Raw genomic sequence first — 23,418 nt, 5'->3', positions numbered from 1 at the left:
CACCCTTCCTTATTCTCCTTCATAAATTTCGCCGATTTTTTCCCACTCTGGCTTGATGTTCACTCCCTGTGCCTCTGCAGCCTTTTTATTGATCATCAATTTCAAGTCTTTTGGAAGTTCCACCGGTATATCGGAAGGCTTTTCACCTTTCAAGATAGCCGCTGCCATTACGCCGGTTTGGTAACCAATATCTTCGTAACTAAAGCCACTGGCCGCAACTGCCCCTTTTTTCATGGAATCCAATTCACCGACAAACAACGGAATCTTCTTGCTGTTTGCAACTGAAATAACAGACTCGAGCGCAGAAACAACCGTGTTATCTGTCGGGATGTAAATGGCGTCCACTCTTCCTACTAGTGATTCAGTTGCCTGTTTGACTTCTGCAGTTGTAGAAATGGAGGTCTTTACAAGCTTGGCGCCATTTTTCTTTGCCAACTCCTCCACCTGCTCGACCTGAACTACTGAATTTTGTTCACCTGAATTATAGACCACTCCGATCTCCTTAGCACCGATTTCTTTCGTAATGAAATCAATTGTTTTGCCCGTTGCATCCGGATGATTATCAGTCGTCCCTGTAATATTGCTTCCCGGTTTGTCCAATGCTTCAACCAATCCTGCCCCAACCGGGTCTGTTACGGATGTAAAGACGATTGGAATCTCTTTGGTAGCATTTAATGCACTCACTGCGCTTGGCGTAGCATTGGTGAATATTAGGTCAACCTTATCGCCTACAAAGTTATTCGCAATCGGCTGGGTGTTATTCTGATCGCCCGAAGCGTTTTGGAAATCAAACGTTACATTTTCGCCTTCTTTAAATCCATTGTCTGCAAGGCCTTTCTTAAATCCTTCGGTCGCAGCATCCAACGAGGCGTGCGGAGCAAATTGAGTCATCCCAATTGTGTACTGCTTTTTCTCGTCTGTTTTATTTCCATTGTCACCGTTTGAAGCGTCACTGCTGCAACCCGCTAAAGCGAGAAGGCCTGCAAGGATTAATGGTACTGCACTTATTCTCTTTTTCACTAGAAAGTCCCCCTTGTTTTTAAGTACCGTCAAAAAAAATTATATTCTAAAAATTTAATATATTATGTATGAAAAATCAACCATTCTTTTTTTTTCAAGAAAAAAAGCCTCTCCCTAATTGGAAAAGGCTATTCACATTCATCTATGATTTCAGTGCGTTTGACAATGATTCGTTCGTGATTTTCCAATGGGAAGCATTCCAAACAGGTGCACCGTTTTTAAAAAGAATCGCTTGCGGCGATTCATGCTTTATATTGAAGGTGTCCGCTACATAATTAGAAAGCGAGCGGGCTTCTTGCACGGCAAGATAAGCTGTGTTGAGGTCAGCATGGTCTTCAATGAAGCTTTCATACTCTTCAAAAGCAGCACCGCTTACAGGGCATGTCAAGCTATGCTTGATAAGCAAAAAGCGATCCTGTTTTGCCAGTTCCTCAAATTGTTCTTGTGTTTCAATTTTTTTTGCTGCCATTTCTCTTTCTCCTTTCATCAGTTACACATAAAAGCGATGAAGTCATCTTACCACTTCATCGCCCTCTATGCCAAAAATACGGCTTGTCCTTAATTCGGTTCAGAAAAAAATATTAATTGTAGCGGTTTTCGGTTTCTTCAAACGCCTTTTTTGTTTCGTCCAGCTTCAACTTGGCCGCATTGTTGCCTGGAGTCGTGGCGGAAGAAGAAGTTGCATCAGCGGTAGAAGTGCCGTTAGAAGCAGCTGTTAAATCAGTTGTAGGGGCCTTTGAAGTGGAATAGTCACTTACACTTCCACCACTGTCATTAGAAGAAGATTCCCCGTTACTTCCTTTCATGCTTTTTACTTTATTCATCAAGTCTGCTGATTTGTTTGTTACCATTTCGGTTACATTGTTCGTTTTTTGCTTGGCAGTTTCAGCAAAACTACCTCCTTTTTCCATAGCCGTTTGTCTAAATTGCTCCGTTTTATCCGATAGATTTTTTGCTTGAACATTTAAGTCATTGCGTAAATCCTTGCCCGATTTGGGGGCCATGAAAAGAGCAGTTGCCGCTCCTACTACCCCGCCAATCAATGCTCCCATGATGAAATCCTTTGAACTTGACTGGTCTTCCTGGTAAGGCCTTTGATATTCCCTTGTGTATTCTGGATAATCTTTTTGAGACATGAGTAATTGCTCCTTTCAGATTTTAATGCGATCTTAGAAATCTCTTTTTTGCTAAATTATCTGTTTCTTCTACTCTCGTTTCTGTGAGAGATGTATTCTGAACGGCAGGCAGGTTCGTTTTTTTTCGCGCTTTCCATTTATCACGGATTTCCATTGCCACATTGCCCCATTGAACAATTTGAGAAATCTTTTCCTGATTGTTATCAATGCCCGTCTGTACTTTATCGGACACCTTTTGGATCGATGAATTAAAGTTTTGAATCGATGTTCCCACATTCTTCACCGCGTATACGACTGAATTCAGGTTTTCCGATTTCTTTTGCAGGTCCTCTGCAAGTACGTTCGTTTTATGAAGGAGAGACGCTGTTTCAACCGTTACCCCTTGCATTTGCCTTTCAAGTCCATCCAATGTGTGTGCTACGCTATCAAGCGTTGTCTGAAGCGATTTTAATGTCCTTGATAAGAATATAACCAAGACTAAAAACGCAATCGCTGCTACAGCAGCACTCAAATATAATATAACTTCCATAAAGCACCTCCGATAATTGTTTCAGTACATCGTACCGTTTATGTTGTAATTGTTAAATACCACGTTCCCTTTTATTATAAACGTATTTATTTTTTCAATATAGCCCCTAAAATTCCTGCTTTTTCATAATAGCATTGCTTCTCATTCCTTTATTATTTTCTAATAGACAATATTTTAATCGATACATGCTATTATTTTTAGTATTAAAAGTGAAATTAATCCGTTTTCCGGTTACAATATTGAGGAAATTAGCATTTACATATGGAGGAATGATTATGAAAGACCCTAGAATAGAGAGGCTTGCGAAGAACTTAATCAATTATTCGGTCAAACTTCAAAAAGGGGAAAAGGTTTTAATAGAAAATTTCGGCCTTCAGCGAGAGCTTGTCACAGCACTGGTGAATGAAGCGTATGCCGCCGGTGGTTATCCTTTTGTGACGTTGAAGGATCAACAGGTAGACCGTGCGTTACTGCTGGGTGCCCAGGAAGAGCAATTTAATATGATGGCCGATTTCGAAGCTGAAGTGATGAGCAAAATGGATGCTTACATAGGGCTTCGCTCCGGTGATAACATTAATGAGCATGCCGATGTTCCTTCCGACAAGATGGCGATCCATGGAAACACCGTTTTTAAAAAGGTGCATAGGGAAATTCGTGTACCAAAAACAAAATGGGTAGTTCTCCGCTATCCGACTTCCTCCATGGCCCAGCTGGCAAAAATGAGCACAGAAGCGTTTGAGGATTTCTATTTTGATGTTTGTAACCTCGATTATGGAAACATGAGCGATGCCATGGACAGCTTGGTTGATTTGATGGACAACACAGACAAAGTCCGCCTGGCAGGTCCCGGGACCGACTTAACCTTCTCCATTAAGGGCATTAAAGCCATCAAATGTGCCGGTGAGTTAAATATTCCTGACGGCGAAGTGTACACAGCTCCTGTGAAGGATTCCGTAAACGGCGTTATTACGTACAATACTCCTTCTCCTTACCAAGGCTTTACTTTTGAAAACGTGAAGTTGACTTTCAAGGATGGGAAAATTATTGAAGCCACAGCCAATGACACAGAGCGTATCAACAAAGTCTTTGACACAGATGAAGGCGCGCGTTTTATCGGTGAATTTGCAATCGGTGTGAACCCGTATATTCTCCATCCGATGCAGGATATCCTGTTTGATGAGAAAATCGACGGCAGCTTCCACTTTACCCCGGGACAATGCTATGATGACGCTTATAATGGAAACCAATCCAATATTCACTGGGATATGGTTACTATTCAACGGCCTGAATACGGCGGTGGTGAAATTTATTTCGATGATGTATTAATCCGCAAAGACGGCCGTTTCGTTCTGCCTGAACTGGAAAAGTTAAATCCTGAAAACCTAAAATAAGAATCATTCCGATATTGGTGATATATTCTCGATTTCGTTGATATAAAACACCATTGTAGCTAAAATTGCACAATGGTGTTTTTCATTTATCAAACTTCCAGTAGAATATCTATTTCTTTAGAAATGTTCAAAAGCAAAAAAGCGGAAATCCATCGCACTGGATTTCCGCTTTTCTTATTGGACTTGCTGAATTAATTTTTCATAAGCTTCCTGGAATTTTTGGATATCCCCGGCACCCATAAATAAAATCACGGCATTACTATGTTTTAATAACGGAGCGGTATCTTCTTCACTAAGGATTTCCGCGCCTGGGATTTTCTCCCGTAGATCTTCAATTGAAAGCTTGCCTTGATTTTCACGGGCGGAGCCAAATATTTCGCAAAGATATACCTTATCCGATAAATTAAGCGCTTCGGCAAACTCCCCAAGGAATGCCTGTGTGCGAGTGAAAGTATGCGGCTGGAACACAGCTACGATTTCCCGCTCCGGATATTTTTGTCTGGCTGAATCTATCGTTGCTTTAATCTCAGTATGATGATGTGCATAGTCATCAATTATAATTTGGCTTCCCGCTGCTTTTTCAGTAAAACGGCGCTTTACTCCACTGAAGGTTAAAAGCTGGGCTTTGACCGCTTCTGTATCTAAGTTCTCATATTTACACAAGGCAATGACTGAAAGTGCATTCAGTACACTGTGATTGCCATATGTCGGGATCGTGAATGTTTCATAATACGTATTCCTGACAAAAACATCGAAGGTTGTTCCTTTTTCAGAAGTAGTTATGTTTCTTGCTTGAAAGTCATTTCCCTCGGCAAATCCATAAAAAATCACCGGTACCTTTGCCTGAATCCGCTGAAGCTGTTCGTCGTCTCCACAGGCAATGATTCCTTTGTTCACCTGCAGCGCCATCTCCTGAAACGCCTGAAAAACGTCTTCAATATTCGCATAATAATCAGGATGATCAAAATCAATGTTTGTCATAATCGCGTAATCCGGTACATAGGAAAGGAAATGCCGGCGATATTCGCATGCTTCAAATACAAAATATTCCGCATCCTCTACACCTTTACCCGTGCCGTCTCCTATTAGGAAGGACGTCGGCTTTGGACCGCTCATGACATGCGAAAGCAAACCGGTCGTAGACGTCTTGCCATGCGCTCCGGTTACGGCTACACTTATGAAGTTCTTCAGGAAATCACCAAGGAAACGATGATAACGGATTACAGGCAAGCCAAGCTCCATCGCTCTTGTAATCTCAGGATGCGTATCAGGAAACGCGTTCCCGGCGATGATGGTCATACCCGGCTGTATATTTTCTTCACTGAATGGAAGGATTTTAATTCCGGCCTTTTCTAAAGCAATCTGTGTGAAAAATCTTTTTTCATAATCGGAACCCTGAACATCGAGATTCATATCATGAAGCACCTGTGCCAGTGCACTCATGCCCGAACCTTTGATTCCAACAAAATGGTAAGCAGTCATAAATTGAACCTCCACCAGTCCATATCTGTATGACAGTATATGACGTTTTCTGTTATTTGCCTTCAATGGACAAAGCGTACGGCTTTCCATTTGCCCATATTGGCTTAATTCTTTGCTGTATTACTAAAGTTTTCTACTTCAGTCAATGAAACCAATTATATCACTTTTTCCCCACGTCGACTATGTAAGGTGCATGCCAATAATTAAAAACTTTGGAAATCCCCTGTTATCGACACCTATTCCACTCTTTCAAGTCTTGGATTCGGGCGGTACCTGCGCCCCTCTTTTGCCTGGTGCTTGCCATTCAAAAGCACATTATCGCCAGTGAAGCTTACGGTAATTTTCAAGAGACTGCTGCCAATTCCGTACATATCAACGGGAACACCAGCTTGCTCAAATTCCTCGATCCGTTCTTCGGTAAAACCTCCGCTTACGACGATGCGTACATGTTGAAAGCCTTCTTCATCGAGCGCTTTACGCAAAGCAAACACCAACTCCGCGTTTACTCCTCTTGGATCAAAAGTACCAAGCAGATGTTGATTCCTTACAAAATATTTATCAATCATTGTTTTCGATGTATCTATCCGGACCCCGCGCAAAGTATCACCAAAGGCCCGGGCTAGCTTCAATGAATCGGTAATTACATCATTGTTATAATCAACAAGAGCGATCAATTCATCTTCTGGATATTTTTTATGATAAGCTTCAGAAGCTGCGACAATGTCGCCATTAAATAGCTGAATAAGCGCATGCGGCATCGTGCCCATGCCTTTTTTGCCCCACCATTCGCTCATGGCATGTGTAGCCTGAGCTGTGGCTCCGCCAATATAGGCGGCATAGCCGTCTCCGGCCTGCTGTGTAAAATGATCATCGCGATCACCCATGAAAATAACAGGCTTTTGGGTTCCTGAATAAGCTGCGGCCTTTACAACATTATATACGTTCGTGGCTACGGAAGTTCTGCGGGCGAGAATGCCATCAATGATCCCTTCTAAATAGCCGAATTCCTGATAAGGTCCCGTAATCGTAAGGACCGTTTCAAACGGGCTGATTTGATCGCCGTCTTGTAAAGAGTGAATTTCAAGCGAATCAGGATGGTCCGCGAATGTCTTGATCAATGCAATCACTTCATCTGTTCCGCACAGAACGGCATGCTTTCTTTGAAAGAATTGCATCGTAACGGTATGATCGGGACAAAAATCTTCAGCGATTTCTTTCGTTTTTAAAAAATAAACGGCTGAAAACCATCCTTCTTTCACTCTTTCATCAAATTTAAAAGTATGATTCGTTAATCTCTTGATTTCACCCTTCAATTTCAACTCGATTTCCTTCATCCTAAGTGCTCCCCTAATTCCTATTCAAAGCCTTTAGCTTAGTACCATTTATGATATCCAAAACTGTAAACGATCGCGGCCCGATTGATGGCGTTAGTTTTCGCCATTCTTCTCAAGGATATATTCAAGTTCCTCTTCAGATATTAACACATCGCGAGGTTTGCTGCCTCTTGATTCGGAAAGAATTCCCTGGCGTTCCATCATTTCAATCAATCTCGCGGCTCTGTTATAGCCTACATGAAACCTTCTTTGAAGGCTGGAAGCAGAAGCTCCGTTCTGATTGACCGCGAATTCGCAGGCCTCATAAAATAATTCATCCGTCTCTTCAGAAATCTGGGCCTTGCTCAACAGTTCTTCCTGTTCAAATAAATAGTTCGGCGCTTGCTCGTTTTTCACATGCCTCACGACTTGATCTATTTCTCCATCACTAACATAAGTCCCTTGTAAGCGAACCGATTTCGAAGATCCATTTTCCGCGAACAGCATATCGCCTTTACCGAGCAGCTTCTCGGCGCCGCCGCTATCGATGATCGTTCGGGAATCCACCTGTGAGGAGACGGAGAAAGCAATCCGCGTCGGAATATTAGCTTTAATTAAACCTGTAATGACATCCACAGAAGGCCGCTGTGTGGCCACGATCAGATGAATACCGCATGCACGGGCCTTTTGGGCAATCCGGCTAATCGCTTCCTCTACATCGGCAGGAGACATCATCATTAAATCTGCGAGCTCATCGATAATCACAACGATATAAGGCAGCTTATCAGCGTATTGCCCGGATTTTTCAGCCATTTCATTAAAACGGCTGATATCGCGGACACCAGTATGAGCAAATAGCTCATAACGGCGCTCCATCTCTTCTACCGCCCATTTCAATGCCGCAGTAGCAGCCTTAACATCGGTAATGACCGGGCTCACCAGATGAGGAATGTTGTTATATGGCGCTAGCTCGACCACCTTTGGGTCAATCAGCAAAAGCTTTAATTCCTGTGGTGTAGCTTTATACAACAAGCTGACCAGCATCGTATTAATGCACACACTTTTACCCGAGCCTGTCGCGCCTGCGATTAACCCATGCGGCATTTTATTTAAATCGGTGACGATTGGCTGTCCGGAAATATCCAGTCCAAGCGCAACAGCCAGAGGTGATGTGTTTTTTCTGAACGCTTCACTTTCAAGCACCTCCCGTAAAAATACCGGCTTGCTTTTACGGTTCGGAATTTCAATCCCGATTGTGTGTTTCCCTGGGATTGGTGCTTCCATCCGGATATCCTGCGCGGCGAGACTCAGCTTAATATCATCTGCTAAATTCGTAATCTTGTTGACCTTCACTCCCGGTTCCGGCTGCACTTCAAAACGTGTTACTGCAGGTCCCTGCGTTACATTTACTACTTTCGCCCTGACATTAAAGTTTTTCAGCGTGTCATTTAATAATTGCGACTGATTATTCAACCACTCCCGGTCACTTTGGGCATGGGCCGGCGGTGTCAACAGATTAATGGATGGGAAAGCATAATAAGGCGCCTCTTCAGTATCGTCATCTATACTTTTCATAGCAAGCGCTTCTTCTTGCCCTTTATTCGTTTCATGCTCTAAACGGTTTTTTTTTACAAGTCCTCCGCTTTGCTTCCAGTCGTCTCTGTCTTGCTTTGTCATCATCACATTGAATGGAAGATGTTTTTTTCGCGGGCGTCCTGTCTGCCGCTCTTCTTCGACCTTCTTTTCGGGATTTGCGGAAGCAGCTTTTCCTTCGAATGCATGAAGTCGATTTTCACTTGGAACATTATATCTATCATGCTGTAACTCTGCAGTTTCACTAGGTGGATTAGTCCCCAATTCCGGTCCAGTTGTGGACACCCAGCTGTTATCTATTGGTAATTCAGGTTCAGCAACATCCTCTAATAAAACGGAAGCCTGTGAAGAAGCAGCAACTTCTGATAATATTTCCTGTTCTTTTTTTCGGTAGATGGCAGGAACATCATATGGCTCTCTGTCCAGTTTTACAGCAGTTGGTTCCTTGCTTTTAAGCTCGAATTCAACTACGTCTAGCTCTTTAGGTTTTTTCTTTTCCGGTCGCTGCTCAAATCCGTAAATGGGAGATGGGGTTTCTGTAGGCCGGAACGGAATATTGGAAGGCAGAATCTTCCTTGGCTTATTTTCAGCAGATGCCGGAGTCGCTTTTTTTCTTGTTTCATTCTGCTCCTGGTGTGCTGTCCGCTTCTGTTCGATAGCTCGGTCTCTTTGCCCTGCTTCTTTTTTCCTGTTTAACCGATCATGGTCCGATATCAATGGAAATTTAAATTGTCCTTTCGGGTATTGATAGAGCACCTTTGCATCCGGATCGTTTGTTTTCATTGGAGAAATGGGTGCCGCGCCGGGTCCTGCCTGAATCGATTTTGTTTTTTCCTTAAGCTTCGAAAAGTCCATCTTTTTTAATTTTTCTTTATCAATTGGTTCATCAAGGATAATTTCTTCTATTTCAATGATTTCTTCATCTTGAAACCAGTTTCTCATTTTTTTATACCATTTCAAAAATATCACTCTTTCTCTCACTCGTTCTTTACTCATTCTAACAGGATTTCACAAAATTTGTAGAAAAATTAACAGATTGGTACAATATGCGGATTGTTTGGATAACATTGGCTGTGAGACTGTTTGTAGCCCCTTTTTTCTAGTTCCCCCTACTTATCCCTAAGTAGTGACATTTCAAACATCAACTTTTATTTCGACAAAATTCTACACATATTAATATAGGACAATAAAAAAGGAGTAAAACTTCCATCTGATCCAGCAATATCATTTGCTGTTTCCATGAAAATTTAACTCCGGTTTTATTGCATATTAGAATTATTGCTCGCGTTTCTTATTTTTACCCAATATGAAGATCGGCTCAAGTCCATCTTCTTCATAAAGGAAGGATAATGCAGTGATTGGAACATGTCCGCTTGCAAAAAAGCTCATCGCCATTTGCGCCAATATATCATAACCAGTATCGTTTTCGACATCCACGATAATGATGACATCCTGATGGGGAATGGCGATTGCCATCGTGCCCTTCATTTTGCCTTTCATCTCTCTCAACCATGCCTCATTTAGAATTCTGCTTGCATCATATCCGTCGTTTGTATTTAGAAAATAAAAGGTATTTCCTGCCACCGTATCTGTCTTTACCGGCGTGGTAAGAGAACGGACGTTGAAGCGCGCTACCTGACGAATCCGTTCAGTGTTCCAATTTTCTTTCTGTAACAGCTCCTGGTCTATCAGGCGGTACGTATTTCCAAGGTCCAGTGCATAATAAATTCTTGTCTCAGCTGTATGCTCATCGAACAAGAACCGGTTCCCTTCCGCAGCCTCTTCCGGGAATGATGTAGATCTTATAACAGGATAAATTTGTTTTTCGCGGCCTTCCAACGTATGCTCTTCCCCCATGACGTTCAACGCCTCTTCCACGTAATAGACGACCTCGTCAACTGCTTTTTCCTTAAGTGTTTCCCACTTTGCAATAATCGCTGCCAATTCGATGGATATCCCTTTTCCTGTAGTGGTGTTTTCAATCCGCAGAACATCTTTCTCACTATCAAACCGAAACGTCCGATTTTCCGTACCAATTCTCTGTTTCAACAGGTCCTTCATTTTCTTTCCGTCCATTTTCATTCTGATTCACCCCTATCCGTGTAAAATAAATGGCCCCCATCCTTAAATGGGGGTGATCGATTTAATTTTGTGCTCGATTATCTGGATTTGTGCTCGATAATCCGAATTTGTGCTCGTAGATCCGGATTTGTGCTCGATAATCTGGATTTGTGCTCGTTCATCGCGATTTATGCTCCATGACCCTTCACCAGCACATTTTCAGATTTGATTACAACGATTGAATGAAATTTTCAATCTCCTGTTGCGTCTTACGATCCTTGCTGACAAAACGGCCTAATTCCTTGCCATCTTCATAAGCAATGAAGCTAGGGATTCCAAACACGTCATTTGCTATGCAAATATCGATAAATTTATCGCGATCGACATGTACGAAGCTATATTCCGGGTATTTTTGTTCAATCTCAGGCAAAATCGGTTCAATTACGCGGCAATCAGGGCACCAATCTGCCGAGAATAAAAAGATGTGTTTACCTGCGTTTTTCAATTCATCATATTGCGCTTCAGATTCCAACTGTTTCATATATCCTTCTCCTCCATCGTATATCTATAATCAATTGTTAAAAGCTAGTTTTGTCCAATGCTATTTTGATAATACCAAACAAATAGGCACAGACCAAATAAAATGCAATTTAATGGTGATTATACTAAACTTAGTAACAACATATTAGTTTGGAGGCGACAGTATGAAAATGACCGTTTATTTGGCAGGTGAAATTCACTCGGCTTGGCGAAACGAACTGAAGGAAAAAAGCGAGGCTTTACAGCTTCCGCTCGAATTTGTCGGCCCGATGGAAAATCATGAACGTTCGGATAATATCGGAGAAGAAATCTTAGGCCCTCAGCCTTCCAGTATATTGAAGGACGCTGCAGCTTCAAGCATCAATAATCTGCGTACTGAGCTGCTTTTAAAGAATTCAGACCTTGTCATTGCTTTGTTCGGGGAGAAGTATAAGCAATGGAATACAGCCATGGATGCGAGTGCGGCCATATCTCACGGAAAACCGCTTATTCTGATTCGTCCTGTGGAATTGCACCACCCGCTTAAAGAATTATCAGGCAAAGCAAGCGTGACCGTTGAATCTGTTAACCAGACATTAAAGGTTTTATCCTACATTTTTGAAAAATAACATAAAAATCCTTGTCGCTTAAAGTGTCCGACAAGGATTTTTCTATGCGTATCAATGGTTTTTCTGTTTATATTCGTATTGACCAATAAGCATTTTCATAATATGTTGAAACATTTCAGCACGCGTTACCCGTTCGTTTGTAAAGACACCGATGGCCCCTTCTTTTTTTCGGATGTTTCGCTTTTTTGTAAAATCGTCCATAACCGGACCCAGTTCCTCACCTGCAATCAGCCTTAGGGAGATATTATCGGGCAGTCGTACCCTGGCACCGCCGGCAATCACGATGGATCCATCCCGGTCAGCTAATGCTCCCCAATTGCAGACAAATAAACCATATTCGGTTTGGACAACTCCTCCTTCAAGGCCGATGCCAATCACAGCTTCACTTTGTTTTAAACAATTTTTTGCGCGGTTAACCGCTCCTTCAATGGTTTCTTCATCAGAGAAAGGCTGGTCAGCGACTCCTGATGAAACATCTAGCGAAATGACTTCAGCAGATTGACCATATTCATCCATGACAGCTTGGGTCTTCGCCGGGTTCGTGCTTCCAATTGCAACTTTCAAAATTGTATCCCTCCGAATATTACCCATTGTCCCTAATGCTTGCCAAAGTGGTTTTATCACATGCTCTGACAAGCTTGCCAAGGAGCTCGCGGGCTGCAGCATAATCATCGACATGGATGATAGAAGCATGCGTATGGATATAGCGGGAACAAATACCAATTACGCCGCTGGGTACTCCTTCGCCTGCAATATGTACTTTTCCGGCATCCGTACCGCCCTGGGAAACAAAATATTGATAAGGGATGTTATGGGATTCAGCAGTATCCAGAATAAATTCGCGCATGCCTTTGTGAGTAACCATCGACCGGTCAAGTATCCTCAGTAACGGTCCTTTTCCCAGCTGGCCAAATTCCGACTTATTCCCAGACATATCGTTTGCCGGACTGGCGTCTACCGCAAAGAATATATCTGGTTTTATCATAAAAGCCGCTGTTTGGGCTCCTCTTAAGCCGACTTCCTCCTGAACGGTTGCACCCGAATATAAGGTGTTTGGCAATGTTTCATCCTTCAAATCCTTTAACAGCTCAATGGCTAGGCCGCAGCCGTAGCGGTTATCCCATGCTTTGGCAAGGATTTTTTTCTCATTTGCCATCGGGGTAAACGGTGTAAGCGGGACAATTTGTTGGCCTGGTCTCACTCCGATCCTTTTCACATCCTCCTGATCATCAGCACCGATGTCGATCAGCATATGTTTCATATCCATGGGCTTGGAGCGCTGGGTTTCTTCAAGCAAATGCAAGGGCGTGGAACCAATCACGCCGATAACAGGGCCATTTTCAGTTATGATCTGCACTCTTTGCGCAAGCAAGACCTGGCTCCACCAGCCACCAAGAGCTTGAAAGCGAATCATTCCATTCTCTGTTATTGAAGTCACCATAAAACCTACTTCGTCCATATGTCCGGCAACAAGAACTCTAGGTCCATCAGCACTTCCTTTTTTTACGCCAAAAATGCTGCCCAAATTGTCCTGTACGATCTCATCCGAATATTTATCAAGCTCTGAACGCATAAATTTCCTAACGGCATGTTCATTTCCGGGTGCACCAGGTAATTCAGTTAACGTCTTAAACAGTGATAAACTTTCCTGATCCATTTCTATACCCCTTTTACCAGTCTATTTTCATACATCCCCATTCTACAGAAATATACGATGAGTTGCCATATGAATGCTTATCTGTTTTACGTTTGTTCTTGGAAGAGTGTTGTGATTATTAGGCATTCCTTTTATTCTTTTGTATACTATAAGAAGACTATTCAATTTCAATTTGGAGGGGAACAATATGAAGATAAGAACCTTGCTTCTGGGTGCTGCAGCTGGATTTGCCGCGGGATATGTGACGAAACAAGTAGTGGAACAAACAGGTGGTCCTTCTCCTGAAAAAGTGCTGGAAAAAGTAAAGTCAGCTGTCAAAAAAGATGGAAAAATATATGGCTCCTGGATTCTTATGAAGCCGGAAAATTATCAGAAGTTCGATTTGAATTATCAAGTGTACAAAGGCGGAATCACCCGCCATGAAAACGGGAAACCGGAACAATTTGAATTTATCGCCGACGCTACTACCGGGACTATTATCGATCTCACCAAAAAATAAGCTGAAAATAGGTAACAGGCTGACCTGATAGGGCAGCCTGTTTTTTAATTAGGACATTGACTTAAATTGTGCTTCAAGCCGATAGATTCTGTTTCCTTTTTGGGAAAATCTTTCTTCGTATTCCGTCATGATGTTTCCTTCCAAATCGCTGTGGTGCAAATCCAGGCTTACATATGTGAGCAGCATGCCGTATCGCGAAATGCTCATGAGCGAAGATTCAAATAGTCCCTGATTATCCGTTTTAAAATGAATCTCGCCATTTTCCGGAAGAATATCTTCATACACCTGCAAAAAGGTTTCGTATGTCAGCCTGCGCTTTTCATGGCGTTTTTTTGGCCATGGGTCAGAAAAGTTTAGATAAACCCTTGAAACATCACCTTTGCCGAAAAAATCACGCAGGTCATTCGCATTCACATTCATTAGCTTTAGATTCGGCAATTCCGCTTCTATAAGCCGATCCAGTGCTGACACGATGACATTTTTCGCCAGTTCGATCCCAATGAAATTAACATCAGGATGGGCTTTGGCCATTTCCGTAATAAAACGGCCCTTCCCGGTTCCAACCTCTATATAAAGCGGATGATCATTCGCAAATACTTCTTTCCATTTCCCTTTATGGCTATCAGGCTGCTGAATCACATAATTTGGATATTCCTTTAATCTTTCCTCAGCCCAGGGCTTATTTCTTAAACGCATCGATGGCACCTCTATTTACCTTTAGCTTTCACATCAAAAACAGTTTTATTCAATAATTCAACGTATAATTGCGCGCGCAAAACACACTATAAAAAGAAATCCTACAAACCAAGAAAGGGTGTGCGCATATGCCGCTTTCTCATGAAAATCAAGTTTCCCTATTAAAGGATATATTAAGCAATCATCAAAGTGACTGCTGCGGATCGGTTTCTGAATGCGAGCAGGTGGAGCGGCTCGTAAAATCGTTGATGGTCAACGCGGATATTAATCAAAATGTAAAAACGGTCTTGGAAGAAATCTATCGGTACTGCCAGAATGGAATCAATTCATCAAATCTGGATGCACATATTACGTCACACCAAAACCAGTTGAACACATGGATTGATGATATCGACCAGTTTTCATGATCATTTTTTAAGAATGGAAGCAATGTTTTGAATCAGCCGATTCATTTCCTCAAGGCGATTCTTTTCTTTATGCCACTGAATGGAAGACAACGATTGAGCAATCACATGCCATTTCATCCGCATTTCAAGACTGGCATCGAGGATTATGCCATACTGGCTCAACCACGCGCGCCAATCGTCCTTTGGTATATATGAATAAAGCAAGACTCCCAGATCAATCGCAGGATCGCCAATGATGGCGCCATCCCAATCAATCAAGAACAATTCTTCACCTTTCGTCATGAGCCAGTTATTATGATTCACATCACCATGGCAGACAACTGTTTCGTCACAGTCGATCAGCAATAGGTTATTTTGCAAAAAAGCGATGGCCTCATATACCACCGGCAGCTGAACGATATCATGGTCAAGGCTGGTTTCTAGTTGTGTCAATATGCTTTCAGGCCTTAAAGGGGACTTTCCTAATCTTTTCAACATCGTCAGCAACGGTTTGGATCGATGGATTTTTCGCAAAAGCTTTGCGACTCTCTCCTCATTCATTTCCTGGTGGGAAAGCTCCCTCCCATTCAACCAATGCTGTGCTGTTATCACATCACCGTTTTCAAGACGCTTTGTCCATACAAGCTTGGGGACGATGCCTTCCGCTGACAAAACCGCCAGAAAGGGGGATGAGTTGCGTTTTAGAAAAAGTTTTTGTTCATTATCTTTAAGGGCGATGAAGGCTTCTCCTGTAGCTCCTCCAGCGGGAACTATTTCCCACTCCTGACCTAATAAATGTTCCAAAGTGTGTTCACCTTCAATTTCTTCAAAAGATACCATGAAAAGCGGAAGCGCCCTTGCATAGAAGGAAGAACGACTAAGATCGCCATATCGTTATGTCTTTGTCGTTCTGACCCGTTTAGAGGAATGTCGGCTAAGACCCGCCACGTCGTCCATGTGACGAACGCCGACGCCAGCACATCCTGTGCAAGTCCGAGGGGCTTGGCGCTGTAGCTAGACAACTGTCAAAGTTAAAAAAGTTATACTGCCTTTATCTCCTATGAAAAACAAAACTAAAATAAAAAAGACAGCTACAATAGCCATCTTATTAAATTTTAGTGGAAAAGCCGTTTCTTAGTCAAGTCAAATTATGATATTTTTATGGGAAAATGCTCCTACAAAGCTTTTATGATTCTTTTGCAAGAATTCTTATCTTCCTCATCAACATTTTAGCCCGCACTTTAGAATCCCCGACTATTTCGCCATCAGCCTGAATCTTGACGGGGCTTTTAGAAGTAATCTCCACTTCCCTGCATACAAAGGATGTTACATTTTTCAGACGCAAATGACCACCCCAGAATACAGTTATAAAGACCAATAAAAGTTTTACATGTGGAATGTCATGAACTGCTATTAAATTGAACCAGCCGTCATCATCCTCAGAATGGGGTGAAATATTTATCCCGCCGCCGAAGTAAGACTGATTGGCCGTGACAATAAACCAAACCTTCTTAAACACATGCTCAGTGCCGTCGATTACAACAGTCATATCAGTTCTTTTGTAAGTAAGCAGCTTTTTCAGAAAAAAGTAAATGTAAACCAGCTTTCCCAGCTTCAAAGCATTAAACCGGCTTTTCCAGGCTGAATGATTCACTTCATATGTAATTTCCGCATCTATCCCTATACCAAAACTATTAATAAACGCAGCTTGCGTCTCTTTCGTTTCCAAATGTCCGATGTCGACGCACCTGATTTTCTTTGGACTGTTGTTTAAAATCAGCGATATTGCCTCCATATAGCCTTTAGACCGTTGAATTCCGCGGGCATAATCATTTCCTGAACCAGCAGGAATACTTGCAATAATTCCATGCGGGTAGCCAGCAGCCCCATTTATGACTTCATGGAGAGTACCGTCGCCTCCTACTGCTGCGACTATAGTGTCTTTGTCTGTTTTAGAAAGAATTTCACTCGCGATCTGCTTTGCATGTCCTTTATACTCGGTATAAAAGGAATGATAAGCAATATTGTTAGTAAGCAGTTGTTTTTCGATTTGCTGCCAGATCTTCTGGCTGCCTTTATTCTGTGCAACGGGATTAATAATAAAATATAAATCCTCCGCTACCCCTGTCCTCTTGCGTTCATCATTATTGAATTTGATCGTCTTCATCGATAACACCCTGATCCACATCCCATTCCAACCGTCTGCTCGATGTCGTTTGACAATACTCCAATAAAGCCTGGGCAGCTTTTAATTGCTGGTGCTTTAACGGGGTAGACAGGTCCCTCATTTTCTGAAACCATTCGGGGAACTTACGCTTATCAAGAAGCATCACATCAAATGGCGCAAGGGGATAATCAATATATCCATTCCGCGAAACGATTGCTTTTTTAATCGGCAAAGTGACGTCATAAAGTGAAAAAAGCTGGGCGACAATTTTCTCCATTCGGTTTACGGCAAGCAATGGATTTAATATCTTTTTATCTCTATGCTGATGATGTCTTTTTACCCAAAATCTTTCACTGGAGCCAACAAAAGCCGCATCCTCTTCTCCTTCAATGAAGGTAATGCACCAGGCATCGGTCGGACTTAACAAAATCACTTCCACCTCGACTGGAGCATTCTTTAATAGAAAAATAGGTTTATATAATAATAGAAAAGTATCAGGAAAACGCTGCAAAAAGAAACGAAGCTTTTCATCCAGAAAGAAAGGCTGATCGACAAATGACTTCTCATGTATTGTGGAACTTCCCCATTTTATTTGAAAACGGAGGAGCTGATTCAAGAATGTTTGTTTTAATTCTTCAAGGCTGTTTACACTCGATGAAATTTGCAGGGAAAATAAATTTTCCTCCTGAACCATGGCGGTGGGCCTTTCTTGACCCTGCGCCTCAGGTTCCTTCTTTTCACTTCGTTTAAAAATTCCTTTTACTCTTTCCTTTAAACCTGTTTTTTCATCGAGCATCCAGTCTTCTTCCAGATTCCCGGCTGCCGGACGGGAATACAGTTGCTCCAACTCACCTGCAAGGTAGGCCGCCTTCAGCTTCTCCCATTGCTGCTGCTTCAAGCGGACAAACTGTGTCGGATAACGATATATATCCTGTTCATATCTTGAGATGTAATCCTGCAATTTAATAAGTTGTCCCATGCTATCACACCAGTCTCTATTTTATAAAAAATTCATTGATATTTATTTCAGAGGTATAGTAAATACCGGTTCGTATGACGGAGAGGCTCCGATATGCGTTTGATAAAGCGTGACCGCTGTTGCGGAAAAGGAATGACCTCTTGACGCAAGGCCCGCTTTTATCTGAAGCTCTTCAATTGAAAAAGGTCTTTCCCCTATATATTTTCTCGCCATGGTAATATGCGGTTTAAATGGTTTTTTATCCAATGAAAAACCAGCCTCCTGACAAGCATTGTACACTTTTTTCTGAATTTGAAAAAGCCTCTCCTGAACAGCCACACTGGTCCACAGTATTCTCGGAAGATTTTTGCTGCCAAAAGTGCCGATTTGAAAAAGCTCAAGCTGGAAAGAAGCTTCATCCTCCAAAGCTTCTTTGACGAGATGAATGGATTTTTGCTTCATATCCTCAGGTGCATTTCCAAGAAAGCTAAGGGTGATATGATAATCAGCTTTATGGAGCCATTTTTTGAAAGAAAACTCCGGTTTTATTTGCTCTGTTATCTCGGAAATATATTCTTTCGTTTCATCAGGCAATGTCAAAGCATAGAAAAAGTGAGTATTTGAAGTCATGTTTGATACCTTCCTTTTTTTATCTTATCATAAACACATCTTGCCCTCTTATTCTCCCGTTTAAAATTCCCGCACAAGAATCGTACAGGAATTTCGTCTTTTTCTTATGAATGAGATCCGCACTGTTTTGTTACTTTATCCCGGAACATTTGCTGAAGCTTCCTTGTGAGTTGGCCTGGAGAGCCGTCACCAACAGATTTGCCATCAATTTCAATGATTGGGAGAACCTCAACTGTTGTTCCCGTCAAGAAAACCTCGTCCGCGTTTAGAAGCTCCTCCACTGAAAAAGTTTCTTCCGAGTAAGGAATTCCATTTTCTTTGCAAGACCTGAGCATCACCTGTCTCGATATCCCGTTAAGGATCAAATTCGTTGCTGGATGTGTCTTCACCTTTCCATCCACAACAATTGAAACGTTGGATGAACTTCCTTCCGTAACGATCCCGTCCCGATGCTGCAGCGCTTCAAAGCAACCCGCTTCTACCGCCTTTTGTTTTGCGAGGATATTCCCGAGCAGGTTTAAGCTTTTGATATCACATCTTAGCCAGCGAATATCTTCTGTCAAAATCGCTTTTACACCCGTTTCGGCTAATTCAGTGGAATAAACTAAAGGCTTCGTATAGGCTACATAAACCGGATCAACGGCAGGAACAGGGAAGGCATGATTCCTTGGCGAGACGCCTCTTGAAAATTGCATATAAATCGTTCCATCTACCAATCCGTTTTCTTGAATCAACTGTTTGAGCTGCTCTTCAATCTCCGGCACCGTAAAGGACATCTTCAACGAAATACTCTCAGCGCTTGCCATGAGACGATTGAGATGATCCCTGCTTGTGAAGAGCTTTCCGTTATATACACGGATTACTTCGTAAATCCCATCGCCAAACTGGTAACCGCGATCATCTAAATCTAGCTTTATATCCGATTTCAAGGTGATTTCACCGTTGAGAATCATTTTATCCATCGTGTATCTCTCCCTTGATTTCTTATTTTGCCAATTCATAAATAGCGTGGGCATATATCGCCGCAGCCTTCAACAAATCATCTATATCAATGTATTCATCCTTTTGATGTGCGATATCCTCGCTTCCAGGGAATAATGGCCCGAATGCAACCCCTTCTTCAAGCGATCTCGCATAGGTTCCGCCACCGATGGAAAGCAGTTCTGCTTTCTGTCCTGTTGCTTCTTCGTACACCCTTTGAAGCGTTTTAATCAGGAAGCTGTCACTTTTCACATGATGCGGCCCAGAATTGGAGTCGGATTCTATCTGAAAACCAAGCCTGTTTCCTGTACTTTCGAGGACTTTGTAGCCTTCTTCCCATTGAAAGGTAACCGGGTAGCGCATAGAGAAGGAGATGCTCCCGCCTTTTTCTTTATAGTAGCTAAGGATTCCCGCATTAAGAGTCAAATCGCCTGTGATTTCATCTGAATAGGCAATGCCTAGTTTGTTGCCGCGGGAATCTCCGAATAAGTAATCATGGACGAAAGTAAAATAATTTTTAGCCTGCTGCGGGATGGCGAGCCCTGATAAAAACGCCGCCAAATATAATCCAGCGTTGACGCCGTTGTTCGGCTCCATACCATGAGCCGAAACCCCTTCAACCTCCAAGATGATATCCTCATGCTCAATGGTGGCTTTGCCATTCAGCGAATGCTTTTCGGTAAACGTCTTGAATCGCTGGGTCAATTCATCCAGCTGTCCAGGTGCATGCAGGCGGGCAATCGCGTAATCCGGTACCATATTCCGCCGTCTGCCTGAGGTGAATTCCACAATATCCAGCTCGACTTTGGCTCTACTTGCAGTATCCCGATTTTGTTTAATCGAAAAATCCCAGATTCCTTTTTCGGCGTTGATGATCGGGAAATCCGCATCAGGAGCAAAGCCTAGAGTCGGCATTTCTTCGGTTTCGAAGTAACGGTCGACACATCTCCATTCGGACTCCTCATCTGTCCCGATAATCATTCGGACGCGTTTGTTTAAGGGAAGTCCCAGTTCTTTGATGATTTTCATCGCATAATAAGCCGCCATTGTCGGTCCTTTATCATCAATTGCGCCTCGCGCAAAGATTTTCCCGTCCCTGATTTCTGCGCCATAAGGATCTGAGCTCCAGCCGTCTCCCTCAGGCACCACATCGACATGGCAAAGGATGCCGACTAAATCATCACCCTGCCCCATTTCCAGATGTCCTGCTATATGATCGACATTCTTTGCCGTAAAACCGTCCTTTTCACCCAGCTGCAGCATAAATTCGAGCGCTTCCTTCACCCCTTTGCCGAGCGGTGCCTCGGGAGAAGTGCTTTCTTCATCTAGAACACTTCTAATATGAAGAAGGTGTTGGGTGTCCTTTAGCAAGTCACCCTTCCGATTCTCTACTTCTTTTTGCCAATTGATTTCTGTCACGGACGACACTCCTATTCTTTGGATAATCTAATGTTATTTTATCATTATTTGCTAAAATTAACGCTCTACGTAAATAACTGAGTGAATTTATTAGTGGGTTAAGCTCCCTCCTTCCTCTTGTTTCATACTGTAAAGAGATAAGAATGAAAAGGAGACAAGAAAATGAACCAAAATAATCCACGAACACTTGCCTGGCATGAAACGCTTGAACTTCATGAATTGGTTGCTTTTAGCTCAATCGGTCTGATGAAGGTTAAGAAGGGCTTAAAAAAAATTAAAGATGATGCATTGGAGCGTATTTACCTGCAAACCATTCAGGACCTCGAGAAAAACTTGCAAGAACTGCTTCAATTTTATCCATATGCTCCTAAACCGGGAGAATCAGATGAATATAGGATGTATGGGGACGGCTTTTTTGCAGGGGATTTGCTTGCCTTTGCAAAATCCAGTGTAAGAAACTACGCTGTCGCCATTACCGAAACAGCAACACCAATGCTAAGAGAAGTGCTGAAAAAACAGTTGAACGGGGCCGTCAAAGTCCACGAACGGATTTTCAATTATATGTACCAAAAGGGATTATATCCGGCGTATGACCTGAATAAGCTTCTCGAAAATGATGTCAAGCTTGCGAGGAAGGCTCTGTCTTAATGGATTAAATCGTACAGAATTCCATTGCAGCTCGACATACTTTTTAGAAAGTTATTCCATTTTAACTTTCTTTGCCGAACAGCCACTTGTTTTGTCACCCTGAAAGGAAACATACACGAAAAAGAGAATATGTACCTCAAGGGGTGATAGAATGAATACAAGTACGGTTTCAAAATTGTTGGGCGTTTCTCCAAGCACTATTAAACGTTGGATTAAAGAGCTGCATTTGGATATGGAACGCAATGATCTTGGCCACTATTTGTTTTCAGAAGGTGACATTGAACTATTAAAGCAGATACAGGAACAGCTATGCAGCGGAATGGTTCTGCAGGATATCGCGGTCACCAAAAAGAAAATACGCAAAGGATCAATTAAAAGCCATAATAGCGATCCTTCCATAGAAAAACTGGCATTCAATGTGAATGAGCTGGAGAGAAGACTGGATAAAAAAGCGGACGGCGTAGCCTTCTATCAAATATTACAGCATCGAAGTGAGATAGATGAACTTCAGCAAGAAGTGCAGAGGCTACATGAACGCTTAGATGCCTTGGAGGATAAACAAAGCGAAATAAAGAAAAGTCCTCCTGCTGATTTGCTCGTTTTTGATCAATCAAGACCAATGAAAAAAACGCGAAAGAAAAAGTTGTTATCCATATTGTTTGGATTTTGAGGATGATAGTATTCTTTTAAATATATGTATATCAAGAATATAAGACGCCTGGAGAAAAAAATCCAAGCGTTTTTTTGTTCTATTCATTTTGTAGAATATGATTTGAAAATAAATGATAAAACGAAAATTAATGCTCTAATGGATTCTCGCCGTAAATCTCCCAAAGACGAGGGAATTTGTTACGGAGTCTTTCCTCATCATCCTCATCCCAATCCAATTCTAATTCCGAATCAAGCATTGCATCATCGGTGAGTTTGGTATACAAATCATAATAATCATCAGGATCCAGTCCCGTTTTCTCCTCATAAGCCAAACAGGCCAAAGAAAGTATATCTTCGAAATCAGGCATATCCTCTTCTTCCAACGCTTCCAAGTGCGGGATGATTGACTCAGGATCCTTAATAGCCTCTTCGTACATATCCTTGCCAAGATATAAAAGCCATGCCCTGAAATAGTCGAAACTATCATCCGAGCAACCTCCCATGACAATATAGGCAGCTGCCCATAAATCAGAGGTGTATGACTTCTTATAGTGCTTGTTAAAAATATAATCAAACCTTACAATCTCTTTTATAGGGCTTTTGGACAAATGGGTGACCAGCCACTCAAACTGCTCCTCCTGGTCTTCACCCTTATTCTTGGCTTTTTCAAGCAAGCCCCAAAAATACTCTTCTGTCATGGTACTGTCCTTGATAATGTGCCCGGAGTATTCTGAGACTGTATAGCCCTTTTTCAATTTGGATTGAATTAATTTTTCCGCTTCTTTTAAGCAATTTTCTTCAGAATTGAAGTCTTTTGTTTTAACATTTCCGACCGTACCTATTTTTCCATAGGTTACTGTATAAGAACTTCCTAAGACATTAATCTTCCAAAACTTATTAGAGGATCCATCTTGGTAAATGAGTAAAATCTCCATACTTTCCTCTCCTTATTAATTTATAACTCTATGATAATGCAATTACACAATGTGTGGAAGCTACCTCGTACCCAAACTATTTCCGTCTGCCCTTTGACTTCTGTTTCTGAATGCTTTT

The 23,418-nt window shown here is 42.1% G+C and carries 25 protein-coding genes; 6 read left to right on the top strand and 19 right to left on the bottom strand.

Annotated elements, in window-relative coordinates:
- Nucleotides 1–9 precede the first annotated feature (9 nt).
- The 4 genes from D0463_RS01485 to D0463_RS01470 form a co-directional block, all read right to left on the bottom strand.
- Nucleotides 10–1,020, bottom strand: a complete 1,011-nt coding sequence (locus D0463_RS01485; protein WP_117304313.1) for an ABC transporter substrate-binding protein — start codon at nt 1,018–1,020, stop codon at nt 10–12.
- A gap of 142 nt (nt 1,021–1,162) precedes the next feature.
- Complete coding sequence (ytxJ, locus tag D0463_RS01480; protein WP_117304311.1) at nt 1,163–1,489, bottom strand: bacillithiol system redox-active protein YtxJ; 327 nt, start codon at nt 1,487–1,489, stop codon at nt 1,163–1,165.
- A 112-nt stretch (nt 1,490–1,601) separates the two neighbouring features.
- A complete protein-coding gene (locus D0463_RS01475) occupies nt 1,602–2,156 on the bottom strand; it encodes a YtxH domain-containing protein (protein WP_117304309.1) in 555 nt (184 codons plus the stop codon).
- Between the two features lie 22 nt (nt 2,157–2,178).
- Nucleotides 2,179–2,685 carry a DUF948 domain-containing protein gene (locus D0463_RS01470; RefSeq protein ID WP_117304307.1) on the bottom strand — a complete coding sequence of 169 codons (507 nt, stop codon included), beginning with the start codon at nt 2,683–2,685 and terminating at the stop codon, nt 2,179–2,181.
- A gap of 275 nt (nt 2,686–2,960) precedes the next feature.
- Between D0463_RS01470 and D0463_RS01465 the strand changes: the two genes are divergently transcribed.
- Complete coding sequence (locus D0463_RS01465; protein ID WP_117304306.1) at nt 2,961–4,076, top strand: aminopeptidase; 1,116 nt, start codon at nt 2,961–2,963, stop codon at nt 4,074–4,076.
- 174 nt (nt 4,077–4,250) lie between these two features.
- On the opposite strand, the gene murC is transcribed toward D0463_RS01465, so the two are convergent.
- From murC to D0463_RS01440, 5 genes are all read right to left on the bottom strand, one after another.
- On the bottom strand, nt 4,251–5,558 hold the full coding sequence (murC, locus tag D0463_RS01460) for a UDP-N-acetylmuramate--L-alanine ligase (RefSeq protein ID WP_117304304.1): 1,308 nt from the start codon (nt 5,556–5,558) through the stop codon (nt 4,251–4,253).
- 236 nt (nt 5,559–5,794) lie between these two features.
- Nucleotides 5,795–6,892, bottom strand: a complete 1,098-nt coding sequence (locus D0463_RS01455) for a nicotinate phosphoribosyltransferase (protein WP_117304302.1) — start codon at nt 6,890–6,892, stop codon at nt 5,795–5,797.
- A gap of 93 nt (nt 6,893–6,985) precedes the next feature.
- A complete protein-coding gene (locus D0463_RS01450; RefSeq protein WP_483295708.1) occupies nt 6,986–9,424 on the bottom strand; it encodes a DNA translocase FtsK in 2,439 nt (812 codons plus the stop codon).
- Nucleotides 9,425–9,739: 315 nt separating this feature from the next.
- On the bottom strand, nt 9,740–10,546 hold the full coding sequence (locus D0463_RS01445; RefSeq protein ID WP_483295707.1) for a DUF1444 domain-containing protein: 807 nt from the start codon (nt 10,544–10,546) through the stop codon (nt 9,740–9,742).
- 208 nt (nt 10,547–10,754) lie between these two features.
- Nucleotides 10,755–11,066, bottom strand: coding sequence for a thioredoxin family protein (locus D0463_RS01440; protein ID WP_117304300.1), 312 nt, complete (start codon nt 11,064–11,066; stop codon nt 10,755–10,757).
- A gap of 163 nt (nt 11,067–11,229) precedes the next feature.
- On the opposite strand from D0463_RS01440, the gene D0463_RS01435 reads away from it, so the two are divergent.
- Nucleotides 11,230–11,673: a YtoQ family protein gene (locus tag D0463_RS01435; protein WP_117304298.1), complete on the top strand. Its 444-nt coding sequence runs from the start codon at nt 11,230–11,232 to the stop codon at nt 11,671–11,673.
- 51 nt (nt 11,674–11,724) lie between these two features.
- Here the strand turns inward: D0463_RS01435 and D0463_RS01430 are convergent, their stop codons facing one another.
- On the bottom strand, nt 11,725–12,237 hold the full coding sequence (locus tag D0463_RS01430; RefSeq protein WP_117304296.1) for a DUF84 family protein: 513 nt from the start codon (nt 12,235–12,237) through the stop codon (nt 11,725–11,727).
- A gap of 19 nt (nt 12,238–12,256) precedes the next feature.
- Nucleotides 12,257–13,330 carry a M42 family metallopeptidase gene (locus D0463_RS01425; protein WP_117304294.1) on the bottom strand — a complete coding sequence of 358 codons (1,074 nt, stop codon included), beginning with the start codon at nt 13,328–13,330 and terminating at the stop codon, nt 12,257–12,259.
- Between the two features lie 187 nt (nt 13,331–13,517).
- Between D0463_RS01425 and D0463_RS01420 the strand changes: the two genes are divergently transcribed.
- Nucleotides 13,518–13,829 carry a PepSY domain-containing protein gene (locus D0463_RS01420; RefSeq protein ID WP_117304292.1) on the top strand — a complete coding sequence of 104 codons (312 nt, stop codon included), beginning with the start codon at nt 13,518–13,520 and terminating at the stop codon, nt 13,827–13,829.
- A gap of 48 nt (nt 13,830–13,877) precedes the next feature.
- Here the strand turns inward: D0463_RS01420 and trmB are convergent, their stop codons facing one another.
- Nucleotides 13,878–14,525, bottom strand: coding sequence for a tRNA (guanosine(46)-N7)-methyltransferase TrmB (gene trmB, locus D0463_RS01415; protein WP_117304290.1), 648 nt, complete (start codon nt 14,523–14,525; stop codon nt 13,878–13,880).
- Nucleotides 14,526–14,653: 128 nt separating this feature from the next.
- Here trmB and D0463_RS01410 point away from each other — a divergent pair, with 128 nt between their 5' ends.
- On the top strand, nt 14,654–14,932 hold the full coding sequence (locus tag D0463_RS01410) for a YtzH-like family protein (protein ID WP_117304288.1): 279 nt from the start codon (nt 14,654–14,656) through the stop codon (nt 14,930–14,932).
- Here the strand turns inward: D0463_RS01410 and D0463_RS01405 are convergent, their stop codons facing one another.
- From D0463_RS01405 to pepV, 6 genes are all read right to left on the bottom strand, one after another.
- On the bottom strand, nt 14,933–15,715 hold the full coding sequence (locus D0463_RS01405) for a phosphotransferase family protein (RefSeq protein ID WP_117304354.1): 783 nt from the start codon (nt 15,713–15,715) through the stop codon (nt 14,933–14,935).
- Nucleotides 15,716–16,097: 382 nt separating this feature from the next.
- Nucleotides 16,098–17,078, bottom strand: coding sequence for a diacylglycerol/lipid kinase family protein (locus D0463_RS01400; RefSeq protein WP_160118342.1), 981 nt, complete (start codon nt 17,076–17,078; stop codon nt 16,098–16,100).
- Nucleotides 17,056–18,057, bottom strand: a complete 1,002-nt coding sequence (locus D0463_RS01395) for an NERD domain-containing protein (protein ID WP_117304286.1) — start codon at nt 18,055–18,057, stop codon at nt 17,056–17,058. Before D0463_RS01395 ends, D0463_RS01400 begins: the two co-directional genes overlap by 23 nt.
- A 42-nt stretch (nt 18,058–18,099) precedes the next feature.
- Entirely contained in the window at nt 18,100–18,666 is a 567-nt protein-coding gene (gene thpR, locus D0463_RS01390) for an RNA 2',3'-cyclic phosphodiesterase (protein WP_117304284.1), read from the bottom strand.
- A gap of 104 nt (nt 18,667–18,770) precedes the next feature.
- On the bottom strand, nt 18,771–19,628 hold the full coding sequence (gene dat, locus D0463_RS01385) for a D-amino-acid transaminase (protein WP_117304281.1): 858 nt from the start codon (nt 19,626–19,628) through the stop codon (nt 18,771–18,773).
- A gap of 22 nt (nt 19,629–19,650) precedes the next feature.
- Nucleotides 19,651–21,066: a dipeptidase PepV gene (gene pepV / locus D0463_RS01380; protein ID WP_117304279.1), complete on the bottom strand. Its 1,416-nt coding sequence runs from the start codon at nt 21,064–21,066 to the stop codon at nt 19,651–19,653.
- Nucleotides 21,067–21,228: 162 nt separating this feature from the next.
- Between pepV and D0463_RS01375 the strand changes: the two genes are divergently transcribed.
- A complete protein-coding gene (locus tag D0463_RS01375; RefSeq protein WP_117304277.1) occupies nt 21,229–21,714 on the top strand; it encodes a spore coat protein in 486 nt (161 codons plus the stop codon).
- 151 nt (nt 21,715–21,865) lie between these two features.
- A complete protein-coding gene (locus D0463_RS01370; protein WP_117304275.1) occupies nt 21,866–22,384 on the top strand; it encodes a MerR family transcriptional regulator in 519 nt (172 codons plus the stop codon).
- A 127-nt stretch (nt 22,385–22,511) separates the two neighbouring features.
- Here the strand turns inward: D0463_RS01370 and D0463_RS01365 are convergent, their stop codons facing one another.
- The gene (locus tag D0463_RS01365; protein WP_117304272.1) at nt 22,512–23,300 is read right to left on the bottom strand and encodes a DUF4240 domain-containing protein; all 789 of its coding nucleotides are present in this window, start codon (nt 23,298–23,300) and stop codon (nt 22,512–22,514) included.
- Between the last annotated feature and the right edge of the window lie 118 nt (nt 23,301–23,418).

Source organism: Bacillus sp. V59.32b (assembly GCF_003429085.1).
Taxonomy (GTDB): Bacteria; Bacillota; Bacilli; order Bacillales; family DSM-1321; genus Peribacillus.
This window is presented reverse-complemented; position numbering and strand designations above follow the sequence as displayed.